The organism is Curtobacterium sp. S6 (genome assembly GCF_000710345.2).
GTDB lineage: Bacteria > Actinomycetota > Actinomycetes > Actinomycetales > Micrococcaceae > Rothia.
This window is the reverse complement of record NZ_JHEL01000015.1, coordinates 649,691-669,117: the sequence shown is the minus strand read 5'-3', so window position 1 is coordinate 669,117 and position 19,427 is coordinate 649,691. Positions and strand designations below refer to the sequence as shown.

At 65.4% G+C, this 19,427-nt stretch carries 14 protein-coding genes, 3 tRNA genes and 1 pseudogene; 7 read left to right on the top strand and 11 right to left on the bottom strand.

Translation table 11 applies throughout. The annotated features are described in order from the left end of the window. Positions 1 to 24 precede the first annotated feature (24 nt). Genes CURSPS6_RS05270 through CURSPS6_RS05260 form a run of 3 tightly spaced genes read left to right on the top strand, consistent with a single transcriptional unit; the run spans position 25 to position 5,680 of the window. Complete coding sequence (locus tag CURSPS6_RS05270; protein ID WP_082470102.1) at positions 25 to 1,197, top strand: exonuclease SbcCD subunit D; 1,173 nt, start codon at positions 25 to 27, stop codon at positions 1,195 to 1,197. Then, on the top strand, positions 1,194 to 4,307 hold the full coding sequence (locus tag CURSPS6_RS05265) for an AAA family ATPase (protein ID WP_030014645.1): 3,114 nt from the start codon (positions 1,194 to 1,196) through the stop codon (positions 4,305 to 4,307). The genes CURSPS6_RS05270 and CURSPS6_RS05265 overlap by 4 nt, the downstream gene beginning before the upstream one ends. After that, the gene (locus CURSPS6_RS05260) at positions 4,304 to 5,680 is read left to right on the top strand and encodes a hypothetical protein (protein ID WP_152978060.1); all 1,377 of its coding nucleotides are present in this window, start codon (positions 4,304 to 4,306) and stop codon (positions 5,678 to 5,680) included. The genes CURSPS6_RS05265 and CURSPS6_RS05260 overlap by 4 nt, the downstream gene beginning before the upstream one ends. Positions 5,681 to 5,748: 68 nt before the next feature. On the opposite strand, the gene CURSPS6_RS05255 is transcribed toward CURSPS6_RS05260, so the two are convergent. The 8 genes and pseudogenes from CURSPS6_RS05255 to bcp all read right to left on the bottom strand — a co-directional run bounded on the left by CURSPS6_RS05255 (position 5,749) and on the right by bcp (position 13,808). Further along, positions 5,749 to 6,402, bottom strand: a complete 654-nt coding sequence (locus CURSPS6_RS05255) for an MBL fold metallo-hydrolase (protein WP_030014642.1) — start codon at positions 6,400 to 6,402, stop codon at positions 5,749 to 5,751. A 2-nt stretch (positions 6,403 to 6,404) separates the two neighbouring features. Beyond that, on the bottom strand, positions 6,405 to 7,505 hold the full coding sequence (locus tag CURSPS6_RS05250) for an S-(hydroxymethyl)mycothiol dehydrogenase (protein WP_030014641.1): 1,101 nt from the start codon (positions 7,503 to 7,505) through the stop codon (positions 6,405 to 6,407). A gap of 114 nt (positions 7,506 to 7,619) precedes the next feature. After that, a complete protein-coding gene (locus CURSPS6_RS05245; RefSeq protein ID WP_030014639.1) occupies positions 7,620 to 8,435 on the bottom strand; it encodes an alpha/beta fold hydrolase in 816 nt (271 codons plus the stop codon). A gap of 3 nt (positions 8,436 to 8,438) precedes the next feature. Continuing rightward, positions 8,439 to 9,512, bottom strand: coding sequence for a YihY/virulence factor BrkB family protein (locus CURSPS6_RS05240; protein ID WP_051687649.1), 1,074 nt, complete (start codon positions 9,510 to 9,512; stop codon positions 8,439 to 8,441). Positions 9,513 to 9,740: 228 nt separating this feature from the next. After that, positions 9,741 to 11,225: pseudogene (locus CURSPS6_RS05235) on the bottom strand (malate:quinone oxidoreductase); the annotation flags it as partial. Between the two features lie 183 nt (positions 11,226 to 11,408). Continuing rightward, the gene (locus CURSPS6_RS05230) at positions 11,409 to 13,040 is read right to left on the bottom strand and encodes an ABC transporter substrate-binding protein (RefSeq protein ID WP_051687648.1); all 1,632 of its coding nucleotides are present in this window, start codon (positions 13,038 to 13,040) and stop codon (positions 11,409 to 11,411) included. Between the two features lie 108 nt (positions 13,041 to 13,148). Then, positions 13,149 to 13,233: transfer RNA gene (locus CURSPS6_RS05225), tRNA-Leu, on the bottom strand. Between the two features lie 95 nt (positions 13,234 to 13,328). Continuing rightward, positions 13,329 to 13,808 carry a thioredoxin-dependent thiol peroxidase gene (gene bcp / locus CURSPS6_RS05220; RefSeq protein WP_030014635.1) on the bottom strand — a complete coding sequence of 160 codons (480 nt, stop codon included), beginning with the start codon at positions 13,806 to 13,808 and terminating at the stop codon, positions 13,329 to 13,331. 122 nt (positions 13,809 to 13,930) lie between these two features. Between bcp and CURSPS6_RS05215 the strand changes: the two genes are divergently transcribed. Then, positions 13,931 to 14,500 carry a MarR family winged helix-turn-helix transcriptional regulator gene (locus CURSPS6_RS05215; RefSeq protein ID WP_235503674.1) on the top strand — a complete coding sequence of 190 codons (570 nt, stop codon included), beginning with the start codon at positions 13,931 to 13,933 and terminating at the stop codon, positions 14,498 to 14,500. Positions 14,501 to 14,648: 148 nt separating this feature from the next. On the opposite strand, the gene CURSPS6_RS05210 is transcribed toward CURSPS6_RS05215, so the two are convergent. The 3 genes from CURSPS6_RS05210 to CURSPS6_RS05200 form a co-directional block, all read right to left on the bottom strand. Continuing rightward, positions 14,649 to 14,724 (bottom strand) — tRNA-Lys (locus tag CURSPS6_RS05210). Between the two features lie 35 nt (positions 14,725 to 14,759). Continuing rightward, positions 14,760 to 14,832 (bottom strand) — tRNA-Lys (locus CURSPS6_RS05205). A 110-nt stretch (positions 14,833 to 14,942) separates the two neighbouring features. After that, positions 14,943 to 15,395, bottom strand: a complete 453-nt coding sequence (locus CURSPS6_RS05200; RefSeq protein WP_030014632.1) for a hypothetical protein — start codon at positions 15,393 to 15,395, stop codon at positions 14,943 to 14,945. Positions 15,396 to 15,859: 464 nt separating this feature from the next. On the opposite strand from CURSPS6_RS05200, the gene CURSPS6_RS05195 reads away from it, so the two are divergent. From CURSPS6_RS05195 to ilvC, 3 genes are all read left to right on the top strand, one after another. After that, the gene (locus CURSPS6_RS05195; protein ID WP_035810218.1) at positions 15,860 to 17,677 is read left to right on the top strand and encodes an acetolactate synthase large subunit; all 1,818 of its coding nucleotides are present in this window, start codon (positions 15,860 to 15,862) and stop codon (positions 17,675 to 17,677) included. A gap of 4 nt (positions 17,678 to 17,681) precedes the next feature. After that, entirely contained in the window at positions 17,682 to 18,191 is a 510-nt protein-coding gene (ilvN, locus tag CURSPS6_RS05190; protein WP_030014629.1) for an acetolactate synthase small subunit, read from the top strand. Positions 18,192 to 18,361: 170 nt separating this feature from the next. Next, positions 18,362 to 19,387 carry a ketol-acid reductoisomerase gene (gene ilvC / locus CURSPS6_RS05185; RefSeq protein ID WP_030014628.1) on the top strand — a complete coding sequence of 342 codons (1,026 nt, stop codon included), beginning with the start codon at positions 18,362 to 18,364 and terminating at the stop codon, positions 19,385 to 19,387. Positions 19,388 to 19,427: the final 40 nt, after the last annotated feature.

The window sequence follows — 19,427 nt, the reverse complement described above, 5'->3', positions numbered from 1 at the left end:
AGTCCATCGGGTTAGGTTGAAGGCATGAGAATCCTTCACACCTCGGACCTCCACCTTGGCCGGTCTTTCCACGGGCGATCTCTCTTTCGGGATCACGAGGCGCTGTGCCGCGAGCTGATCGATGTGTGCGAGGCCGAAGGCGTCGGTGCCGTGCTCATCTCCGGCGACGTCTACGACCAGGCCTCACCGCGCACCGACGTGATCGATCAGTTTTCTCGGTTGCTTAAGGAGCTTCGGCGCCGCGGGATCGAGGTCGTCATCACCAGTGGCAACCACGACTCCCCGGCGAGGCTCGGTTTCGCCTCGGAGCTCCTGGAAGATGTCGGCGTTCACCTGAGGACCCACGTGCGGGACGTCGCCAGGCCCGTGACATTGGAGGACGGGACCCTCGTGTACGGAATTCCCTACCTTGACCCCCGGTCCTCCGCGGGAGTTCTCGGCACCGAGCCGACACACCATGCGGTCTTGACCGCGGCCGTCGAGCAGGCCTGGGAGGACCGCCAGTCGAGGGACGCGCCCCACGCGCTGATCATGGCGCACTGCTTTGCCCACGGGGCCGTGGGCAGCGAGTCGGAAAGGGTTCTCGATTCCGGAAACCTCGGGGTGGTCTCCGGCAAGATTTTCGAAAAGTTCGATTACGCGGCGCTCGGACACCTTCACGGACGCCAGACGGTGCTTCCCACCGTGAGATACAGCGGTTCCCCGCTGGCGTTCTCCTTCTCCGAGGCGCGGCACACCAAAGGGTACTGGCTGCTGGATACCGCCGGCCCCGAACTGCTCATCGAACCAGGTCAGTGGCGCCACACGGTGCGATTGGCCCGACTGTCCGGCAGGTTCGAGGAGCTGCTGACCTCCGAGGAGTACGCCTGGGCCGAATCTTGTCTCTGTCAGGTGACGCTCACGGATGCCCAGCGGCCCGCACATCCCATGGAACGCTTACGCACCAGATTCCCGGAGACCCTCGAGCTGTCCTTCTCGGGGCTTGAACGGGACCAAGCATCCAGCTATGCCGTCAAGCTTTCCGCAGCGCGTTCTCCCCTGGAAACCTGTGAGGCATTCTACGAGCAGGTGCGGGGGCGGAGCCTGGAGCCGGCCGAGCGGGAAGAGCTCGCGGCCAGCATCCGCGAGGCCGAGCGGAGCCTGGCCGCTTCCGAGGATCACCGACGCACCGACTCATCACAGGGGGAGAACTCGTGAGAATCCACCGTTTAGAACTCAGCGCGATCGGGCCCTTTCCCGGCACCGAGCGCATCGACTTCGAACGCCTCAACGAGGCCGGCCTCTTCCTGCTGAGCGGGCCCACAGGGGCAGGAAAATCCACGATCTTCGACGCGATCTGTTTTGCCCTCTACGGGTCGACGACGCGTTCGACCACGGGCAAGGCCAAGGGGCTGCACTCGGATTTTGCCCCACCGGGCAGCGCGCCGTACGTCGAATTGGAATTCAGCGTCGGTTCCTACCGGTACCTGATCCGTCGTTCCCCCGAATGGCAGAAGCCCTCGACGAGGGCCAAGTCGGGGTGGACCCAGCAAACCGCCCAGGTGCTCCTCTCCCGGCGCCCGGCGGGGTCTCCGGGCGCCACCAGCGAGGACGCATCCGAGTGGGAGGCCCTCTCGTATCGCAACGATGAAACGGGCAGCCTGATCCAGGCGATCTTCGGCCTGACGTTGCAACAGTTCTCTCAGGTCGTGATGCTGCCGCAGGGAGGATTCGCGCGATTCCTGACGGCCTCGTCGAACGATCGGGAAGAATTATTGGCCAAACTCTTTCCGGTGGAGGTCTACGCTTCCGTCCGCGAGGTGCTCAAGGAACGGGCGGCCCGGGCGGAAGAGGAGGCCAGGGGCCTGGCCGGTGAGGTAGCAACCGGTCACCGCGAAGTCGCCGAGCTTCTGCAGCGGCTGGAGGTGGAGATCGAGCCGGAGGATTCCGGTCAGACCGCCGGCGTCATCGACCTGGCCCGCGCCGAGCAGGTTCTCCACGACGCGACCCAACGGGCCGAGTCCCTGAGAACCGACTCCACCCGGGAGGTCTCCGCCGCGCGCCGCACGGTAGAGGCCATGGAGAAGAGCATGGAGGAATGGGCCGAACACGATCGACTCCTAGAGCGCAGCCGCGCGGTGCAGGAATCCGACCGTACGCTGAAGGATCGTCGCGCCGCGGCGGAGGCCGCGGAGGCGGCCGAGCCGGTCGCCGAGGCTCACGAGCGTGCGCTGCTCGCCGGCGAGGAAACCGGCCGTCGGAGGGAACGCTTGGACGAGGCCCTCGACGCGATGCGAGACCTGCTGACACTGTCCACCACGCTGGCCGGGGCCGAAGAACCGGAACAGCAGGCGGAGACCGACTACTGGAAGGATCCGTGGACCCCATCCGCTGAGGCGGACGAGGCCTATGGACGATTGCTGGATCAACGGGGAGAGGCCCTGCGCCGGGTCGAAAGGACATACGCCGAATCCGAGCAACTGACCCGCGAGCTCGCCGACCCCACGCGTCAGTGGCAGGATGCCGACCGGCGGGCCACGGCCAGCGCGGCGCGCGTGGACCAGCTGCATCGCGCCGCCGAGGCCATGGACCGGGAGTCCGCCTCGATCCAGGAGAAACTGGCCGCGCTGCCCGACGTCGCGGCCACGCGCAGGGAGGCGGAGAGAATTCTTCGGCTCACCCGGCGCGCGGAGGAAGCCCGTCGGGCCGTGGAGGGCGCCTCACGCGAGGCGGAAGCCGCCGAACGGCGGCGTCGCGAGACCGCAGAGCGGGTCAACGTGTTGACGGCGGACCGTTTCCGACAGGCCGTCAACGTTTTGGCAGCGGACCTAGAGGAGAACCAGCCCTGTCCCGTCTGCGGCGCCACGGACCACCCGCGACCGGCGATCGGGCCGGATTCCGCCGGGGAATCAGCGGTGGACCAACGGCAGATCGATCAGGCCGTTGAAGAACGCGACCAGGCCGAAGCCGCCGCCCGGACAACCTACACACGCCTCGTGGAGACCCGAGCCGGTCTGAAGGAGCTCGACGAGCAGGGGGCCCTGGCGACCGTCTCGGAGGCCGAGGAGTCCGACCGGCGGGCCCGCGAGGAGCACGAGAAGTTGGAGGCCCTTCAGCGCCGCGACGAAGAATTGAGGCAGGAACGCACGGCCCACGGCCAGGAGCTACACGCCGAGGAGGAACGCGCCCAGAGCCTTGCCGTCGAGAAAGCGGGCCTGGAGTCACGCCTCAACGAGCTTCGACAACGCCGTGACAAGGTCGCGGAGGATCTCGAGGGCTATCCCGACCGAGAGTCGATTCGGGCCATGTCGGCGCGCGTGGATCGATTGAAATCCCTGCGAGCGGAGACCGCGGTGCGTCGAGGCCAGGTTGAGACCGCGGCCGAGAGCGAGACCGAACAGAAGCACACGCTCCGGGAGCGATTGGCCGCCAGCAGATTCCGGGATCTCGATCACGTCCGAGAAGCCAGGATCCGGCCCGCGGAGCGTGCGGCCCTGGCAGAATCCATCCGGCGCGATGAACAAGAGGCCGCCCGGTGGGATGAGGCGTGGAAGGCCACGTGGCACCAACGGTTCCTCGAGCGCATTGCTTCCGAGGAGCAACGCCCCGACGCCGCGTCGGTCGCGGAAGCCCGACGCGCGGCCTCGGAGGCGTCCGCTCGTCACGAGGAATCGGTCAGCAGGGAGACCCTCTTCCGGAACGGCCTGGAGACCGTGCGCCGGGTCGCGTCTCGGGATCGTGATCTCCAGGACGCCGTGCGCCGGGCCTCGGAACAGGCCACCATGCTGAAAGATCTCTCGGATGTTGCCTCAGGCCTAGGGAGCGAAAATCTGCAGCGGATGCCGTTGACCACGTTCATCCTCGCCGCCCAGCTCGAGGAGATCGCTGCCGCCGCGACGGTGCGCCTCCTCGCCATGACGGACGGCCGATACAGCCTGCGACACACCGACGCCGCCGCCGGGCGGGGCCAGAAGTCGGGGCTCGGCCTGGAGGTCTTCGACGCCTGGACGTCCGAGGCGAGGCCCACCGGATCGCTCTCGGGCGGCGAAACCTTTATGGCGTCGCTGTGCCTGGCCCTGGGGCTGGCCGATGTCGTGCAGGCCCGCGCGGGCGGGATCGAAATAGATACACTCTTTGTGGACGAGGGATTCGGTTCCCTCGACGAGGACACCCTCGACGGCGTCATGGACGCCATCGACGGCCTTCGTGAGAACGGACGGGTCATCGGGCTCGTGAGTCACGTGGCCGACATGAAATCCAGAATTCCCGAGCACCTGAAGATCAAGAGGGCCCCGCAGGGTTCCTCGGTGGAGTCGACGACCGCATGAGCATTACCCCACGGAGCGATGAAGACATCGACGCATCGCCGTCTCGCGCTTCGGCGAGCCCCGCGGCCGAGGGCGCGCCCATACAACGGTCCCCGCGAGGGTCCGAAAGCACGATGGAACGATTGCGGCTCCTCACCGGGCTGGCGGGGCTCGGGTACCTCGCGATATCCGTGATCGCGCGCCTTCCGGTGGCCATGTTGCCGCTCGGGACCCTCATCATGATCGTTTCCTGGACGGACGAGATCATTCTGGGAGGCTTTGCCGCGGGCGTCGTGGCGATCAGCATCGCGATCGTCGTGCCGATCTACGGCATCGTGGCCGAGAAACTCGGTCAGCGACTCGTCCTGCTCTTCTGCGTCCTCAGCAACGTGGCCGCGATCTTCTGGCTCATCAGCGAGTCCGTTAAGCTCCAGGAGCCGGGAGGCGGGTCGGTGGCGAGCCTGTTGGCCGCCTGTCTGGTCACCGGCGCCACCTCCGCGCCGGTCGCTGCCCTGGCCCGTATCCGGTGGGCGGGGGAGTCCCACCGTCTGGCCGACCGATCGCTGTTGAGCTCGTCGCTGGCTTTCGAATCGGTCGCCGACGTCGTGGCCACCGCCCTCGGGGCCGCGGTGACCGGTGTGGCCTCGCTCTTGTGGCACGCCCACGCGACGCTGTTGCTCGTGACGGCGATCAACGTCCTGACCGTGACCGCCTTCGCGCTGACGCGGCTCCGGCACAGCGCGACGCCCCTGCCCAAGCCGCAGGAGGCGAGCGAGAGCGATATCGAGAGAAACCGGGTCCGGCGGAAGCTCATGTGGTTCCCGGTGCTCGGCATGGGAACCCTCGGGCTGCTCCTCGGATCCATGCAGTCCTCCCTGGTGAGCCTCAGCCAGAATTTTGATTCGGTCGAAGGCGTCGGCCTGCTCTACGCGGTCCTGGGGCTGAGCTCCCTGATAGCCGCGGTATCCATCAACCTCTTGCAGGTTCGCACCTCGAGCTGGGGCGCCTGGCTCTTCTGGGCATGCGCCTTGACCCTCGTCGCGCTGCCCGCGACCATGCCCGGATCGATTCCCACCATGGCGGTCGCGCTGGTGTTCTTGGGCGTCGTGGTGGGCATTGCCCTCATCGTGACCGATTCGGTGGCCACCAAGGTGACGCCGTCCGATTCCCTCGAACTTGTCATGACCTCGACCTTTGCGGCCCTCCTCGGTGGCACGGGCCTCGGGCTCGTGTGGGGGGCCGTGCTCGGGGATTCGCAGGGCTACAACACCGCCCTGTTGCTTCCGATGCTCAGCGCCGCGGTTTACCTGGTGCTGAGCCACACCTACGGCATGCTGTGGCGGAAGAACTTTGAACGTGGCATTTGGGGCGGCCGCCACGCCGAGCGAGACTAACTAGCGTCAGACGCGGGCGGGCCCCGAACCCCAGGAGGGTTCGGGGCCCGCAGCGGTGCCGGAAGGGGTTATTCTCCCCGGTCGATCCACTCTTGGCGGTGAGGGGCCTCGTCGCCGATGCGGGTGGCGTCGCCGTGTCCGGTCAACACCACCGTCTCCTTCGGCAGGCTCAGAAGTCGATCCGTGATCGACGCGATAATCGTGGGGAAATCGCTGTACGAGCGTCCCGTCGCCCCGGGGCCTCCCTGGAAAAGAGTGTCGCCCGAGAACAGCACGGGGCTCGCACCGTTCCAGGACAGCTCCTCGGAGAAGAAACATACCGAGCCCGGAGAATGCCCCGGGGTCAGCAGGACCGTCAGCTCGGCGTCGCCGACCGGGATGACCTGACCGTCCCGTAGCGGCTCGAACTCGGGCGCGGGCTCGCCGTGCGTGAGCTTCCAGAGCGGTTCTTCGTCCGAGTTCAGGTGCACGGGCGCGCCGAAGCGGCGCGAGGCGTCGATGGCGAGGGCGGCGTGATCGTCGTGGGCGTGGGTCAGGAGGATCATCGTGACGTCACGCTCCCCGACGAGCCGGGCCACCGTCTCGAGGTCGTGAGCGGGATCGATGACGACGCACCGCGATTCGTCACCGACGACCCACACGTTGTTATCGACCTCCCACGTACCGCCGTCGAGGCTGAAGGTTCCGCTGGTGACCGCGTGATCGATTCTCGAGTGTGTCATGTCTATGCCTCCGAGACGTTGACGACGGAACGCAGGACCTTGCCCCGCTGCATTTTGTCGAAGGCCGGCTCGATATCGTCCAGCCCGATGGTCTCCGACACGAAGGCGTCGAGGTCCAGACGACCCAGCCGATACTGGTCCACGAGCATCGGGAAGTCCCGGGAGGGCAGGGTGTCGCCGTACCAGGCCGACTTGATCGATCCACCGTGGGAGAAAACCTCGTCGAGGGGCAGCTCCAAGGTCGTGCCGGGATCCGGCACGCCCACGAGCACCACGCGGCCGGCGAGGTCGCGTGCGTCGAAAGCCTGCTTGAAGGTCGCGGCGATGCCCACCGCGTCGATCACGAGGTCGGCGCCGTTACCACCGGTCAGCTCGCGGATGGCCGCGACCGGCTCCTGGTTCTTCGAGTTGACGGTGTGGGTCGCACCGAGGTCCCGTGCCGTGGCGAGCTTGTCGTCGTCGATATCCACCGCGATGATGGTCGTCGCGCCCGCGAGGGCCGCCCCCGCGATGGCCGCGGTGCCGACGCCGCCACAACCGATGACGGCCACGGACTCGCCGCGGGCCACCTGACCGGTATTGATCGCCGCGCCGATACCGGCGGTGATTCCGCAGCCCAGGAGACCGACCGCGGCGTACTGCTCCTGGGTGAGCTCACCCTCGATCTTGGTGCACTGCCCCGCGGCGACCAGGGTCTTCTCGGCGAACGCGCCGATGCCCAGGGCGGCCTCGAGCTCGGTGCCGTCCTCGAGGGTCATCTTCTGCTCGGCGTTATGGGTGTCGAAGCAGTACTGGGGCTGCCCCTTGCGGCAGGCGCGGCACTGGCCACACACCGCGCGCCAGTTGAGGATCACGTGGTCCCCGGGCCGAACCGAGGTCACGTCCTCGCCCACGGCCTCCACGACGCCCGAGGCCTCATGCCCGAGAAGGTACGGGAAATTATCGCCCACGCCACCGCGCTTGTAGTGGAGGTCGGTCTGGCAGACGCCACACGTGAGGATCTTGACCAAGGCCTCGCCGGGCCCGGGATCCGGGACGTTGATGGTCGTGACCTCGACCGGCGCGTCCTTCTCTCGGCAGATGACGGCTTGAACTGTGTTCATGAGAGTCTCCTCAATGTTGCGATGGGGGATTCACACGGTGACGCTATCGCGACCGCATCCGAGCCAAGTCAATCACACCGGCCGAGGGCTCTCACGGCGGTTCGCGGATGGGGCTTAACGCTCGGTGAGAAATGACGTCACGGCCCGGACGAATTGACCCGAGGTGAGCGAGTCGACGTGATTCCTGCGCGGGAGGACGACGTGGCGCGCCGTGTCGGGCAGGTACGTCAGCAGGACCGCGTCGTCGGCCACGACGTCGGATTCCCCGGAGACGAGGAGGGCCTCCTGCGGGGGAGCGTCGTGTGGGCCGGGGGAAAAGGCGGGGTGGGATAGCCTATTCGCGCAGCGGGCCAGGGCCTCGCGCCGGAGGGTCGAGGACTCCACGAATCGGAGGACTTCCGAGACCGCGGGATCGGCCTCGTCCGTGGGGCCTTGGGTCGGCTCTCCGAGGGCGCGGGCGAGGTCGGCCAGCCGATCCGTGGCGGGGAGGCCGCCCAGGCACAGCCGCCGGACCCGTTGCGGCTCCTCGCCGGCGAGATCCCAGGCCAGGCGCGCGCCCAGGGAATACCCCAGGACGTCGACCTGGGGCCTTGCGGGGGAGCTCGTGATGGTATCGATGACCTCGGCGAGCCCGTCCAGCACGTCCTGCGCCCTGAGGGGGAATTCCTCGGAGTCCTCGAGCGGCAGGGCATGCTCGTCGACTCCTCGGTCGGGGAAAGCGGCCGCGAGGGTATCGGTCAGCGTCTCGTCGTCGTGCCACGGCAGTTGGACGAGGACGAGGTCGCGTTCGTCTCCGAGCCGCCGGATCCACCCGGTCGAAATCCAGCACTGGGTCACGGTCGTGGCGAAACCGTGGATGAGCATGAGAGGCGGAAAACCCGCGCCGCGACCCTTGCGGGGCGCGACGCGGGTCCAACGAAGATCGGGCACGAATCAGTCCTCGGAGTAGTCCAGGCGGTCGTTGTGCAATCGAAGCCGCCGGCCTTCGTCGACGAATTTCTGACGCGTCTCGACCTGCTTGTGGGCCTGCCGCGTGTCTCGGGGCGGAAGCTGCAGCTCGTCTTCGGCGCGCATGCCGGCCTCGAGCTCACGGGCCCTCTCCAACTCGGAGTCGAGGACGGCGCCGAAGAGTAGGACGTTGTTCATGATCCAGATGAACAGCAGCATCACGATGACGCCGCCGATGGTTCCGTAGGTGGCGTTATAGTTGCCGAAATTCGACACGTAGAAGCCGAAGCCCACACCCGCGATGCCCATGACTAGCAGGGCGACGATGGCGCCCGGACTCAGCCAGTGCAACTTGGGTTGCTTGACGTTGGGCGTCGCGTAGTAGAGCAGCGCGATCACGATGATCGTGAGAACCAGCAGGACAATCCACCGTGCCCAGCTCCAGACGGCGACGGCGGTGTCACCGAGGCCGATCCAGTCTCCCATGAGGTGCAGAACACTTCCCGAGAGAAGGATCATCAGCATCATGATCACCACGATCACGACCATCACGAAGGTCACCAGGAGGTTGATGGGGCGGAGCTTCCAGATGGGGCGGCCTTCGACGACGCCGTAGATCCGGTTGAGCGCACGCCCAAATCCGCCGACGTAGCCCGAGGCGGTCCAGAGGGCGCCCACGACACCGGTGATCAGGGCGATGATGCCGGCGCCGGTTGAGCTGGTCAACTGGGTGATGGGCTCCTTGATCAGGGCCATGAGCTCTTCCGGCGCATACGGCCGGATGAAGTCGAGGATCGCGTGGGTGGTCGTATCGCCCTGGCCAAAGACGCCCAAGAGGGACACGACGGCCAAGAGACCCGGGAACAGCGAGAGCACCGCAAAGTACGTCAACGACGCGGCCAGGTCGGTTCCGCCGTTGCCGGTGAAGGAATTCACGGAGCGTTTGAAGACATATCCCCAGCCCGGCTTGCTGATCTGGGACAGCTTGGTGGCCTTGTCCTCATGGCCCGCCCGTGACGCGTTGTCGGACTTTTGGATGGTTTGTTCGGAAAGATCCATCGATAACGTTCCCGTGGTTTCTTGGGGCGAGTAACTCGCGCGGTGCAGTGTGACGCTACGAAAGTAGCCTGATTATCAACCTACCCGAAAGGTTGTTGTCCCAGGCGAGGGACCGGCCGTGTATTGAGCAATCGTGTCTCGTGCGAGGCGACGATCCCGTCGCACGCGCGCAGGCCCGGCACCCCACGTGGGGTGCCGGGCCTGCGCGTCGGTGTGGCCGCCGAAGGGTTAGTTGTTGATTCCCAATACCTTGGCGGTGTGGGCCATGATTTCGTCGGCCAGCTCGGGCTCGTCGTTGAGGCGACGGCCGTAGGCGGGGACCAGGTCCTTGATGCGGGGCGCCCAGGTATCGAACTGGTCCGGGAAGCACTTCTTGACGAGGTTCAGCATGATCGGCACCGCGGTCGATGCTCCCGGCGAGGCGCCGAGGAGAGCAGCGATCGAGCCGTCGCCCTTGGTGATGAGCTCGGTGCCGAACTGGAGCACACCGCCCTTCTTGGCGTCCTTGCGCATGACCTGCACGCGCTGACCGGCCTCGATGAGCTCCCATTCGCTGCCGTCGGCCGTGGGGTAGTACTCCCGCAGGGCCTCGACCCGAGACTTCTCGCTCTTGGTGAGCTCGGTGAGCAGGTACTTGACCAAACCGAGGTTGTCCAAGCCCGCGCGCGTCATGGGATAGATGTTGTCCGGCTTGACCGACTTGAAGAGATCCAGCAGGGAGCCCTGCTTGAGGAAGTTCGTCTTAAAGCCCGCGTAGGGGCCGAACATGAGGGAACGCTTACCGTTGACCCACCGGGTGTCCAGGTGGGGGACCGACATGGGCGGCGCTCCCACGGACGCCTGACCGTAGACCTTGGCGTTGTGCTGGGAGGTGGTCTCCTCGTGGGAATTGCGCAGGAAGAGCCCCGATACCGGGAAACCGCCGAAGCCCTTGCCCTCGGGAATTCCCGACTTCTGCAGGAGTGGCAGCGCGCCGCCGCCCGCGCCGAGGAACACGAACTTGGCCCGGACCAAAAGATCGTCTTCCGAGTTGAGGCGATTCTTGACCTTGAGGCTCCAGGAACCGTCCGACTCTTGGCGGAGGTCCTCGACCTCGTAACCGAAGCGGACGTCGGCGCCCTGTTCCTCCAGGTGGTCGATGAGCTGATGGGTCAGGTTACCGAAATCGACGTCGGTGCCCTCGGCCGAGTAATTCGCGGCGATTTCTTCGCCGTCCTTGCGGCCCTTCATGGTCAGGGGCGCCCACTCGGCGATGGTCTCGGGATCGCGAGAGAACTGCATGCGCTCGAAGAGCTTCTGGGAGCTCAGCGACTCGTACCGCTTGGCCAGGTATTCGCTGTGGTCCTTACCGAATACCAGGGACATGTGCGGAACCGCATTGATGAACGAGGTGTCGTGGAGCTTATTCTGTTCGACCAGGGAGGTCCAGAACTGGCGGCTGGTCTGGAACTGCTCGTTGATGTTCAGGGCCTTCGCCGGGCTGACGGTGCCGTCGGACCCCATCGGCGCGTAGTTCAGCTCGCAGAGCGCGGAGTGGCCCGTTCCGGCGTTGTTCCAAGCGTTGGAACTCTCTGCACCGACGCGATCGAGACGCTCGAACAGGGAGATGTCCCAGTTCGGCTCGAGTTCCTTCAATAGGACGCCGAGGGTAGCGCTCATGATGCCGCCGCCGACGAGGACGACGTCGGTCGTGTGAGTTCGTGTCACTCTGGATCTCTCCTGTGCTGTGGTTTCCGCGTGATGACGCGGTCGTCGATCCCGCCGAGGTGATGCGGGGCGGGGGCGTTCCAATAGATGTCCGAAACGCAAGCTAATTTCAGGTTATCGCTCAGAAGAATGGCGGTCGAACGCCTCGGTCACGAACGGGTGTGACGCTGGGAACAAAACGGAGATTTCCTAGGCGTCTTTGCGCAGTTTGACGAGCGAAAAGTTTTCGATACCGGTCGCGGCCAGGGGATAGGACGTCACGCGGGGACTCAGTGCGACGGCGGAGATCGGATAGGCGAGGGGGATCGCCGGAACGATCTCGGCGATGTCCTCGTTGATGGTGCGGTACAGCTCCGACCTCTCATCGCCATCGGGCAAACTCGCGGCGCGGTGGACATGATCGAAAAGCGTCGGGTCCGAAAACCCGAACTGGGGGCTCTCCATGCGGAACAGCGGCGAGATGAAGTCATCCGGGTCGCGGTAGGCACCCATGTACCCGGTCAGGGCGAAGGCCCGGTCGGAATTCCTGGCGTTGATCTTGCTGAGGTAGTCGTCGTCCCAGCGGATGGGCATCGGCTTGATCGAGAATCCCACCGAGGTCAGGTCCCCGGCGATCTTCGCGAACACCGCCTCGGGCTGTTGGATATATGCCAGCGACACATCGGTGGGGTAGTAAAACTCCAGTTCCTCGCCGTTGTATTCGGATTCTTTGAGCAGCCGTTTGGCCAGGCCCTGATCCTGGCGATAGGCCGACGAGGTATCGTCACCGCCGACCTTGAAGAGCTCGGGCACGAAGTCATTGGCGACGTTGGTGCCGTTCGGATACTGCGAGGTGGCGATCTGCGAGCGTCCCAGGGCGTGGGCCGCGGCGCGGCGGACGTTGACATCCGACAAGGGCCCGGATTGTTGGTTCATGCTCACGAACGCCACCGAATAAGGGTCGCGCTGCTGAATCTGGTAGCCGCGGCGCGCGAGATTCACGAAGTCGTCGATCCCCACCTGGTCGTAGGCGTCAACGGAGGTGGTGAGCAACTCGTAGTAGCGTTTTTGGGTGCTCGGGACGGTGACGAATCTCAACCGGTCGATGTCCCCGGCCTTACCCCAATAATCGGGGTTTCGGGTCAGCTCCGCGGTGTGGCCGTCCCACGACGACAACCGGAAGGGCCCCGTACCGACCGGATGCGAGCCGTACTTGTCATGGTCCGCGAAGGCGTCGGGGGAGGCGATGCCGAAGGCGGGCTGGGTCAGGGCCTTCACGATCGAGGGATACGGGGTAGTGATCTTGAGCTCGACCGTTCGGGAATCGATGGCGGTGCACGAGTGATAGATCGTCGGCTGGGCCGTCCCATCCGAGCTGGTCGAGCGAAAGATCGCCTGATAAGCGGTCTGGTTGACCTGTTCTTTGTCGGTATTCTTCGACCACCGTTCAAAGTTCTTGCGGACGACGTCGGCGGTCAGGTCGGTACCGTCGTGGAACTTCACCTGTTTCCGCAACGTGAACGTGTAGGTCAGGCCGTCCTTGGAGGATTTCCACTCGGTGGCCAGGCCGGGAACCGGTTTGCCCGTATCGGGATCCGCCGAAACCAGCGGCTCCAAGATCTGCGCGGAGATCCTGGACGTCTCGAGGTTCGAGGTCACCGACGGATCGAGGGTCGGCGCCGCGGCCGCATTGCCGAAGGTGAAGCTGACCTCGGAACTTTTCGCGCTCGCGGAAGGCCCGGAGGCGGACGAGGACGGCGCGTTACTCGAGGAACATCCAGCCAGGGTCAGGCCCGCGATCCCCAACGATCCGGTCAGAAACCTGCGGCGGGTCGGGGCCAATCGGTCAACTCCTCGGTCCATCGGGCGGGGGCGATGCCTCGCCGATCGAAATGTGCTGTGTCTCAGCGGGGCGCCCGGACCGCCCGAGACGGTCCGGGAACCTGCTACTGGTGCGCGAGGCGGGACTTGAACCCGCACGCCTTCCGGCACAGGAACCTAAATCCTGCGTGTCTGCCAATTTCACCACTCGCGCTGGCCGGTCGATTCGGCGACACCACAGTCTACACGAGGCGACTCGTGCGGTGGTGGGCCCCGCCCCGGAGCCGGCCGGCACTGTCCGGAGGGGCGTCAGGAATCGATGCCGAGGTCGCGGCGCAACTTCGCGACGTGACCCTTGGCGCGGACGTTGTACTGGGCCTCCAGCACGGTGCCTTCCTCGTCGATGACCACGGTCGAGCGAATCAGACCGACGGAGACCTTACCGTAGTTCATCTTCTCCCCCCACGCGCCATAGGCCTCGGCGATCGCGTGATCCGGATCCGACAACAGCGGGAAGGTCAGGCTCTGCTCGTCCGTGAACTTCTTGAGGGCGGGCGTCTTATCGGGGGAGATCCCCACGACCTTGTACCCGTGCGAGGCGAGGGAGGCCAGGTGGTCCCGGAAGTCGCAGGCCTCCGTGGTGCAGCCCGGCGTCGAGGCCTTCGGGTAGAAATAAACGACGACGCGGGAACCGGCGAAGTCGTTGAGGGAAACCGTCGAGCCATCGGCCGCCTCGGCCGTGAACGACGGGGCGGGCTCCCCAGGGGTCAAACGCTGAGCATCGGTCATGTGATGTCCTTCCCGTAAGTCAGGATCGGTGATGGGTCCGAGGTCGAGTCTAATGATCCGGTCTCGTAATATCTGTTCTCGGCGACTCCATCGCCGCGGAGGACGCGCATATAATCGCCTCCATGCCTCACATCCAGGAATGGTCGATCAGCCGCTTGATGTCCACCGCCGCGCGCATGCTCGAGCACAATTGGAACCGCCAATTGCAGTCCTTGGGCCTGACCCACGCGGGCGTCATGGCGCTCGACGTCATCAGTCGCGAGGGGAGCCTGACCCAGGCGCAGGTGGCCCACAAGGTGGGCGTGCAGGCACAGACCATGGGCAAAACGCTCACCCGGTTGGAAGCCCACGGGCATATCGCCCGCCAGCGGAGCACCATCGATCGTCGCAGTTACCTCATGGTCATCACGGATAAGGGGCGAGAGTCCCTGAGCCAGGCGACGAATATCGAAGAGGAACTCGCGGGAACCGGCGTGCTGAACCACGGGGAACTGCGTGAGGCCCTCGAACAGGTGATTCGGGATCTCTCCGACACCGACACCATGCCCCTGACCGTCATCAAGGACACCATGGCGAGCCTGCCCTCCGAATCCCGGTGGGTCGCCGAGGGAGTGGCCAGCCAGCGCGTGGCCGCCGAAGATGCCGAGGCCGAGGGCCTGCCCGGGGTCGAGGCGAGCACTCCCCGGCCGTAGCGCAGCCGGCGCGCGGGATCGTTGCCTCACGCGAGACCCGGGAGGGCGCGACCCTTCCCGGGTCGCTCCGGGACGCACGGCCTCTCGGCAACGGAAGTCCGCCGGAAACGCAGAAGGCCCGATTCTTCGAAAAGAATCGGGCCTTCGGTGGTGCGCCCCCCGGGACTCGAACCCGGAACCCATTGATTAAGAGTCAATTGCTCTGCCAATTGAGCTAGAGGCGCGTGTTGCTCGTGAGCGAGAAGCACGAATGCTTCCGTGCGCCCCCCGGGACTCGAACCCGGAACCCATTGATTAAGAGTCAATTGCTCTGCCAATTGAGCTAGAGGCGCCTACCGTTCCACGCGGAGAAGAATCTCTCGCGCTTCGGCAACGAACTGAAACTATACGCAGACGCCGATGCCCGTGCAAGTTGAACCGCCGCATTGTGATGCAGTGAACGTCACGCGGCGGCAACCTGGCGGAGATAGCTGAGAAAGTCGTCCTGATCCGCTTCCTGTTCGAGGACTTCCCTGCCCCGGACGGTGTCGACCTCGGTCAGCGGCGAGACGTTCAGATCAAAGAGCGCCCCGGAGGTGGTCTCGAGGGAAAATGCGCCGCAGTCCGAGGTCTTCGCCTCGATCAGATTGGTGTTGTCGATGGACACCGGGACCCCGGTGGACTCCATCTCGCGCGGATTCATGGGGACTACGACGATCTCCGAGGGGACGCGCCGATACCCGACGATGAAATGCCCTGCCTCATCCGCTCGATGCCCGGATTCCGCTGCCCGTCCCGGACAGCTGATCCCGGTGGTGTAGACGAGGTTGTACGCGCCGTAGTTCAAGACGTGACGGTCAAAGACGCTACGCAGTCGCTCGGAGAGAAGAGTCGTGGATTCCGTTTCGCGGGACATGGGTCGATTCTATCGAGGACCGAATCGGTACGGGTGGGTTGCGACGGATCTGTGGATATCCGTCACGGTATTTCGCCCAAGGCCCAAATGCGTCGCGTCGTGTTGCGCTCCACCGCAACACCGTGACCTTCCGAACGGGTGCCGTGGGCCACGCCGGGGGTAATGTCGCGGGTTTCACATTTTGATACGATTTTGACCGGGTCACCCGGACCCGAAGAATATAAAGCCATGGCACAGCACAATTTCGTCATTCTGACCGGCGTACGCGTCTCGCTACTTATTGCGGGTCGCGCGGTACGACAGGCCTAGATTTCGACGAAATTCGAACCGCGCGCTACCCCTCACCGGCACCTAGGTCGAGGGGTTTTTTCGTGTCAGGTCCGATCACACTCGATCGGCTGGGCATGGGAAGGGCCTCATCCGGCCCCGACTCGAACCGAACACCAGAGCAGAAGGACCAACACATGAGCACCGAATCGACGGCCACGCCGGCCACGGTTGCTGCCTCGACTTCCGGGTTGCAGAGCGGCGCCCCACGAATCACCGGTTCTGAAGCGGTCATCCGCACGCTCGAGAAGCTCGGTGTCACCGACGTCTTCGGCCTCCCCGGTGGGGCCATCCTGCCGACCTACGACCCTCTGATGGATTCGAAGACGATCCGTCACATCCTCGTCCGCCACGAACAGGGCGCGGGACACGCCGCCGAAGGATACGCCCTCGTCACCGGCAAGGTCGGGGTGTGCATCGCGACCAGCGGTCCCGGTGCCACCAACCTGGTCACGGCGCTCGCCGATGCCCACATGGACTCGGTCCCCATGGTCGCGATCACCGGCCAAGTGGGCTCGAAGGTGTTGGGGACGGACGCCTTCCAGGAGGCGGACATCGTCGGCATGACCATGCCGATCACCAAACATTCGTTCATGGCCACGACCGCCGAGGAGATTCCGCGGCTGCTCGCGGAGGCCTTCCACATCGCGGCGACCGGGCGCCCGGGCCCCGTGCTCGTCGACATCACGAAGGACGCCCAGCAGGGCCTGATGGACTTCACCTGGCCGGTGGATATGCAATTGCGGGGCTACCACCCGGTGGTCCGCGGTCACAACAAGCAGGTGCGCGAGGCCGCGAAGCTCTTGGCCGCCGCCGAGCGTCCCGTTCTCTACGTTGGTGGCGGTACCGTCCGGGCCCACGCGTCGCGGGAGCTTGCGGACCTCGTCCGGCTCACGGATGCCCCGGTCGTGACCACGTTGACCGCCAGGGGCGCGTTCCCTGATTCGGATCCCCACCACCTGGGCATGCCGGGCATGCACGGATCGGTCCCGGCGGTCTCCTCGATGCAGGAGGCGGACCTCGTGGTCGCGCTCGGCGCGCGTTTCGACGACCGCGTCACCGGCGTCGTCGACTCCTTCGCGCAGAAGGCGAAGATCATTCATGTCGACGTCGATCCGGCGGAGATCTCCAAGATCCGCTTCGCCGATGTGCCGATCGTCGGCGACCTCAAGTCCGTGTTGCCGGAGCTCACGGAGGCCGTGGCGGAACTGCACCGCGAGAACGGCGCGCCGGATCTCGGCGGATGGTGGGCCGTGCTGAATCGGATCAAGGAAGAGTACCCGCTGGGCTACGTGCCGACCGACGACGGTCTCGGATCCCCGCAGTACGTCATCCAGCGCATCGGCCAGCTGACCGGGCCGGAGGCGGTCTACGTTTCCGGCGTGGGCCAGCACCAGATGTGGTCCGCGCAGTTCATCGAGTACGAACGTCCTCACCAGTGGCTGAACTCCGCGGGCCTGGGGACCATGGGGTATTCGGTTCCGGCCGCGATGGGCGCCAAGGTCGGCAATCCCGACCGCGTGGTGTGGGCCATCGACGGCGACGGCTGCTTCCAGATGACCAATCAGGAACTGGCCACGTGCGTGCTGAATCAGATCCCGATCAAGATCGCGGTGATCAACAATTCGTCCCTGGGGATGGTGCGGCAGTGGCAGACCCTGTTCTACGACGGGCGATACTCCAATACGCACCTGAACACCGGGCACGATACCGTCCGGATCCCCGACTTCGTGAAGCTCGCGGAGGCCTACGGTTGTGCGGCGTTCCGCTGCTCGGGGGACGAGGACGTCGACGAGACGATTCGCAAGGCGCTCGAGATCAACGACCGACCGGTGTTGATCGACTTCACCGTGAGCCCCGATGCCATGGTGTGGCCGATGGTGCCCGCGGGGGTCTCGAACGACGCGATTCAGGTCGCCAAAGACACCTCGCCCGACTGGAACACGGAGGAATAACCCAATGTCGCGTCATACGCTGTCCGTTTTGGTCGAAGACACCCCCGGTGTCCTGGCCCGGGTCTCGGGTCTCTTTGCCCGGCGCCAATTCAATATTGACTCCCTCGCCGTGGGCGGCACCGAGGTTCCGGGGATCTCCCGGATCACCGTCGTGGTCGACGCGGACGGGGTCCTGCTCGAGCAGGTCACCAAGCAACTCAACAAGTTGATCCACGTTCTGAAGATCGTGGAGCTGCCATCGGAAACCTCGGTGCAGCGCGATCACATCATGGTCAAGGTCCGTGCCGATGCGACATCCCGCATCCAGGTCACGCAGGCCGCCGACCTTTTCAGGGCCCAGATCGTTGACGTCTCCACCGAGTCGGTCATCATCGAGGCCACGGGAGCCCCGGATAAATTGCGGGCGTTCCTGGAAGTGCTGGAGCCTTTCGGCGTGCGCGAGATCGTGCGCGCCGGGACCCTCGGCATGGGCCGCGGAGCGCGATCCATGAGCGAAAAGGCCCTTCGACATTAAGACACCCGCGGGGCCATGCCCCGTGGACCGTTCATAAATTCGTCACGCGGCGGCATCGAACCGCCGCGTGGGGGTCCGGACAGCTAGGGTGAATCCTGGTGGCCCGGGCCGCTACGACCAGACACCGCGGGCACCGGCCCGCGGAGAAGATCAGAGGAGTTCTCATTCCCATGGCTGAAATCTTTTACGACGACGACGCAAACCTCGCCGCGATCCAGGATCGCTCCGTCGCCATCATCGGCTACGGCTCGCAGGGCCACGCACACGCCCTGAACCTGCGCGACTCGGGCGTCGACGTCCGCATCGGCCTCGCCGAGGGGTCGTCCTCGCGGGCCAAGGCGGAAGCCGAAGGCCTCCGGGTTCTGACGGTTGCCGAGGCCGTCGAAGAGGCCGACGTGATCATGATCCTCACCCCGGACCAGGTCCAGGCGAAGATCTACCAGGAGTCCATCGAGCCGAACCTCAAGCCCGGCGACGCGCTGTTCTTCGCCCACGGGTTCAACATCCGCTTCGGATACATCAAGCCCCTCGACGGCGTGGACGTCGCGATGGTCGCGCCCAAGGGACCGGGTCACACGGTCCGCCGCGAATTCGAGGCCGGACGCGCCGTGCCCGCCCTCGTGGCCGTCGAGGTCGACGCCTCGGGCAAGGCCTTCGAGCTGGCCCTGGCCTACGCCAAGGGCTTGGGTGCGACCCGCGCCGGCGTCATCAAGACCACCTTCACCGAGGAGACCGAGTCGGATCTCTTCGGCGAGCAGGCGGTACTGTGCGGCGGCGTGTCGCAGCTGATCCAGTACGGCTTCGAGACGCTCACCGAGGCCGGCTACCAGCCGGAGATCGCCTACTTCGAGGTGTGCCACGAGCTCAAGCTGATCGTGGACCTCATCAACGAGGGCGGCATCACCAAGCAGCGCTGGTCGTGCTCCGACACGGCCGAGTACGGCGACTACGTCTCCGGACCTCGCGTGGTGACCCCGGAGGTCAAGGAGCACATGAAGGCCGTGCTCTCCGACATTCAGGACGGCACCTTCGCCAAGCGCTTCATGGACGATCAGGCCAACGGCGCCAAGGAGTTCAAGGAGCTGCGCGAAAAGGGTGCCTCGCACCCGATCGAGAAGACCGGTCAGGAGCTGCGCAAGCTGTTCTCCTGGAAGGCGAGCGACGCCGACTACACCGACGGCTCGGCAGCCCGCTGATCACCGCTCGACGGTGACCCACACGACTCGGCCGGTCATC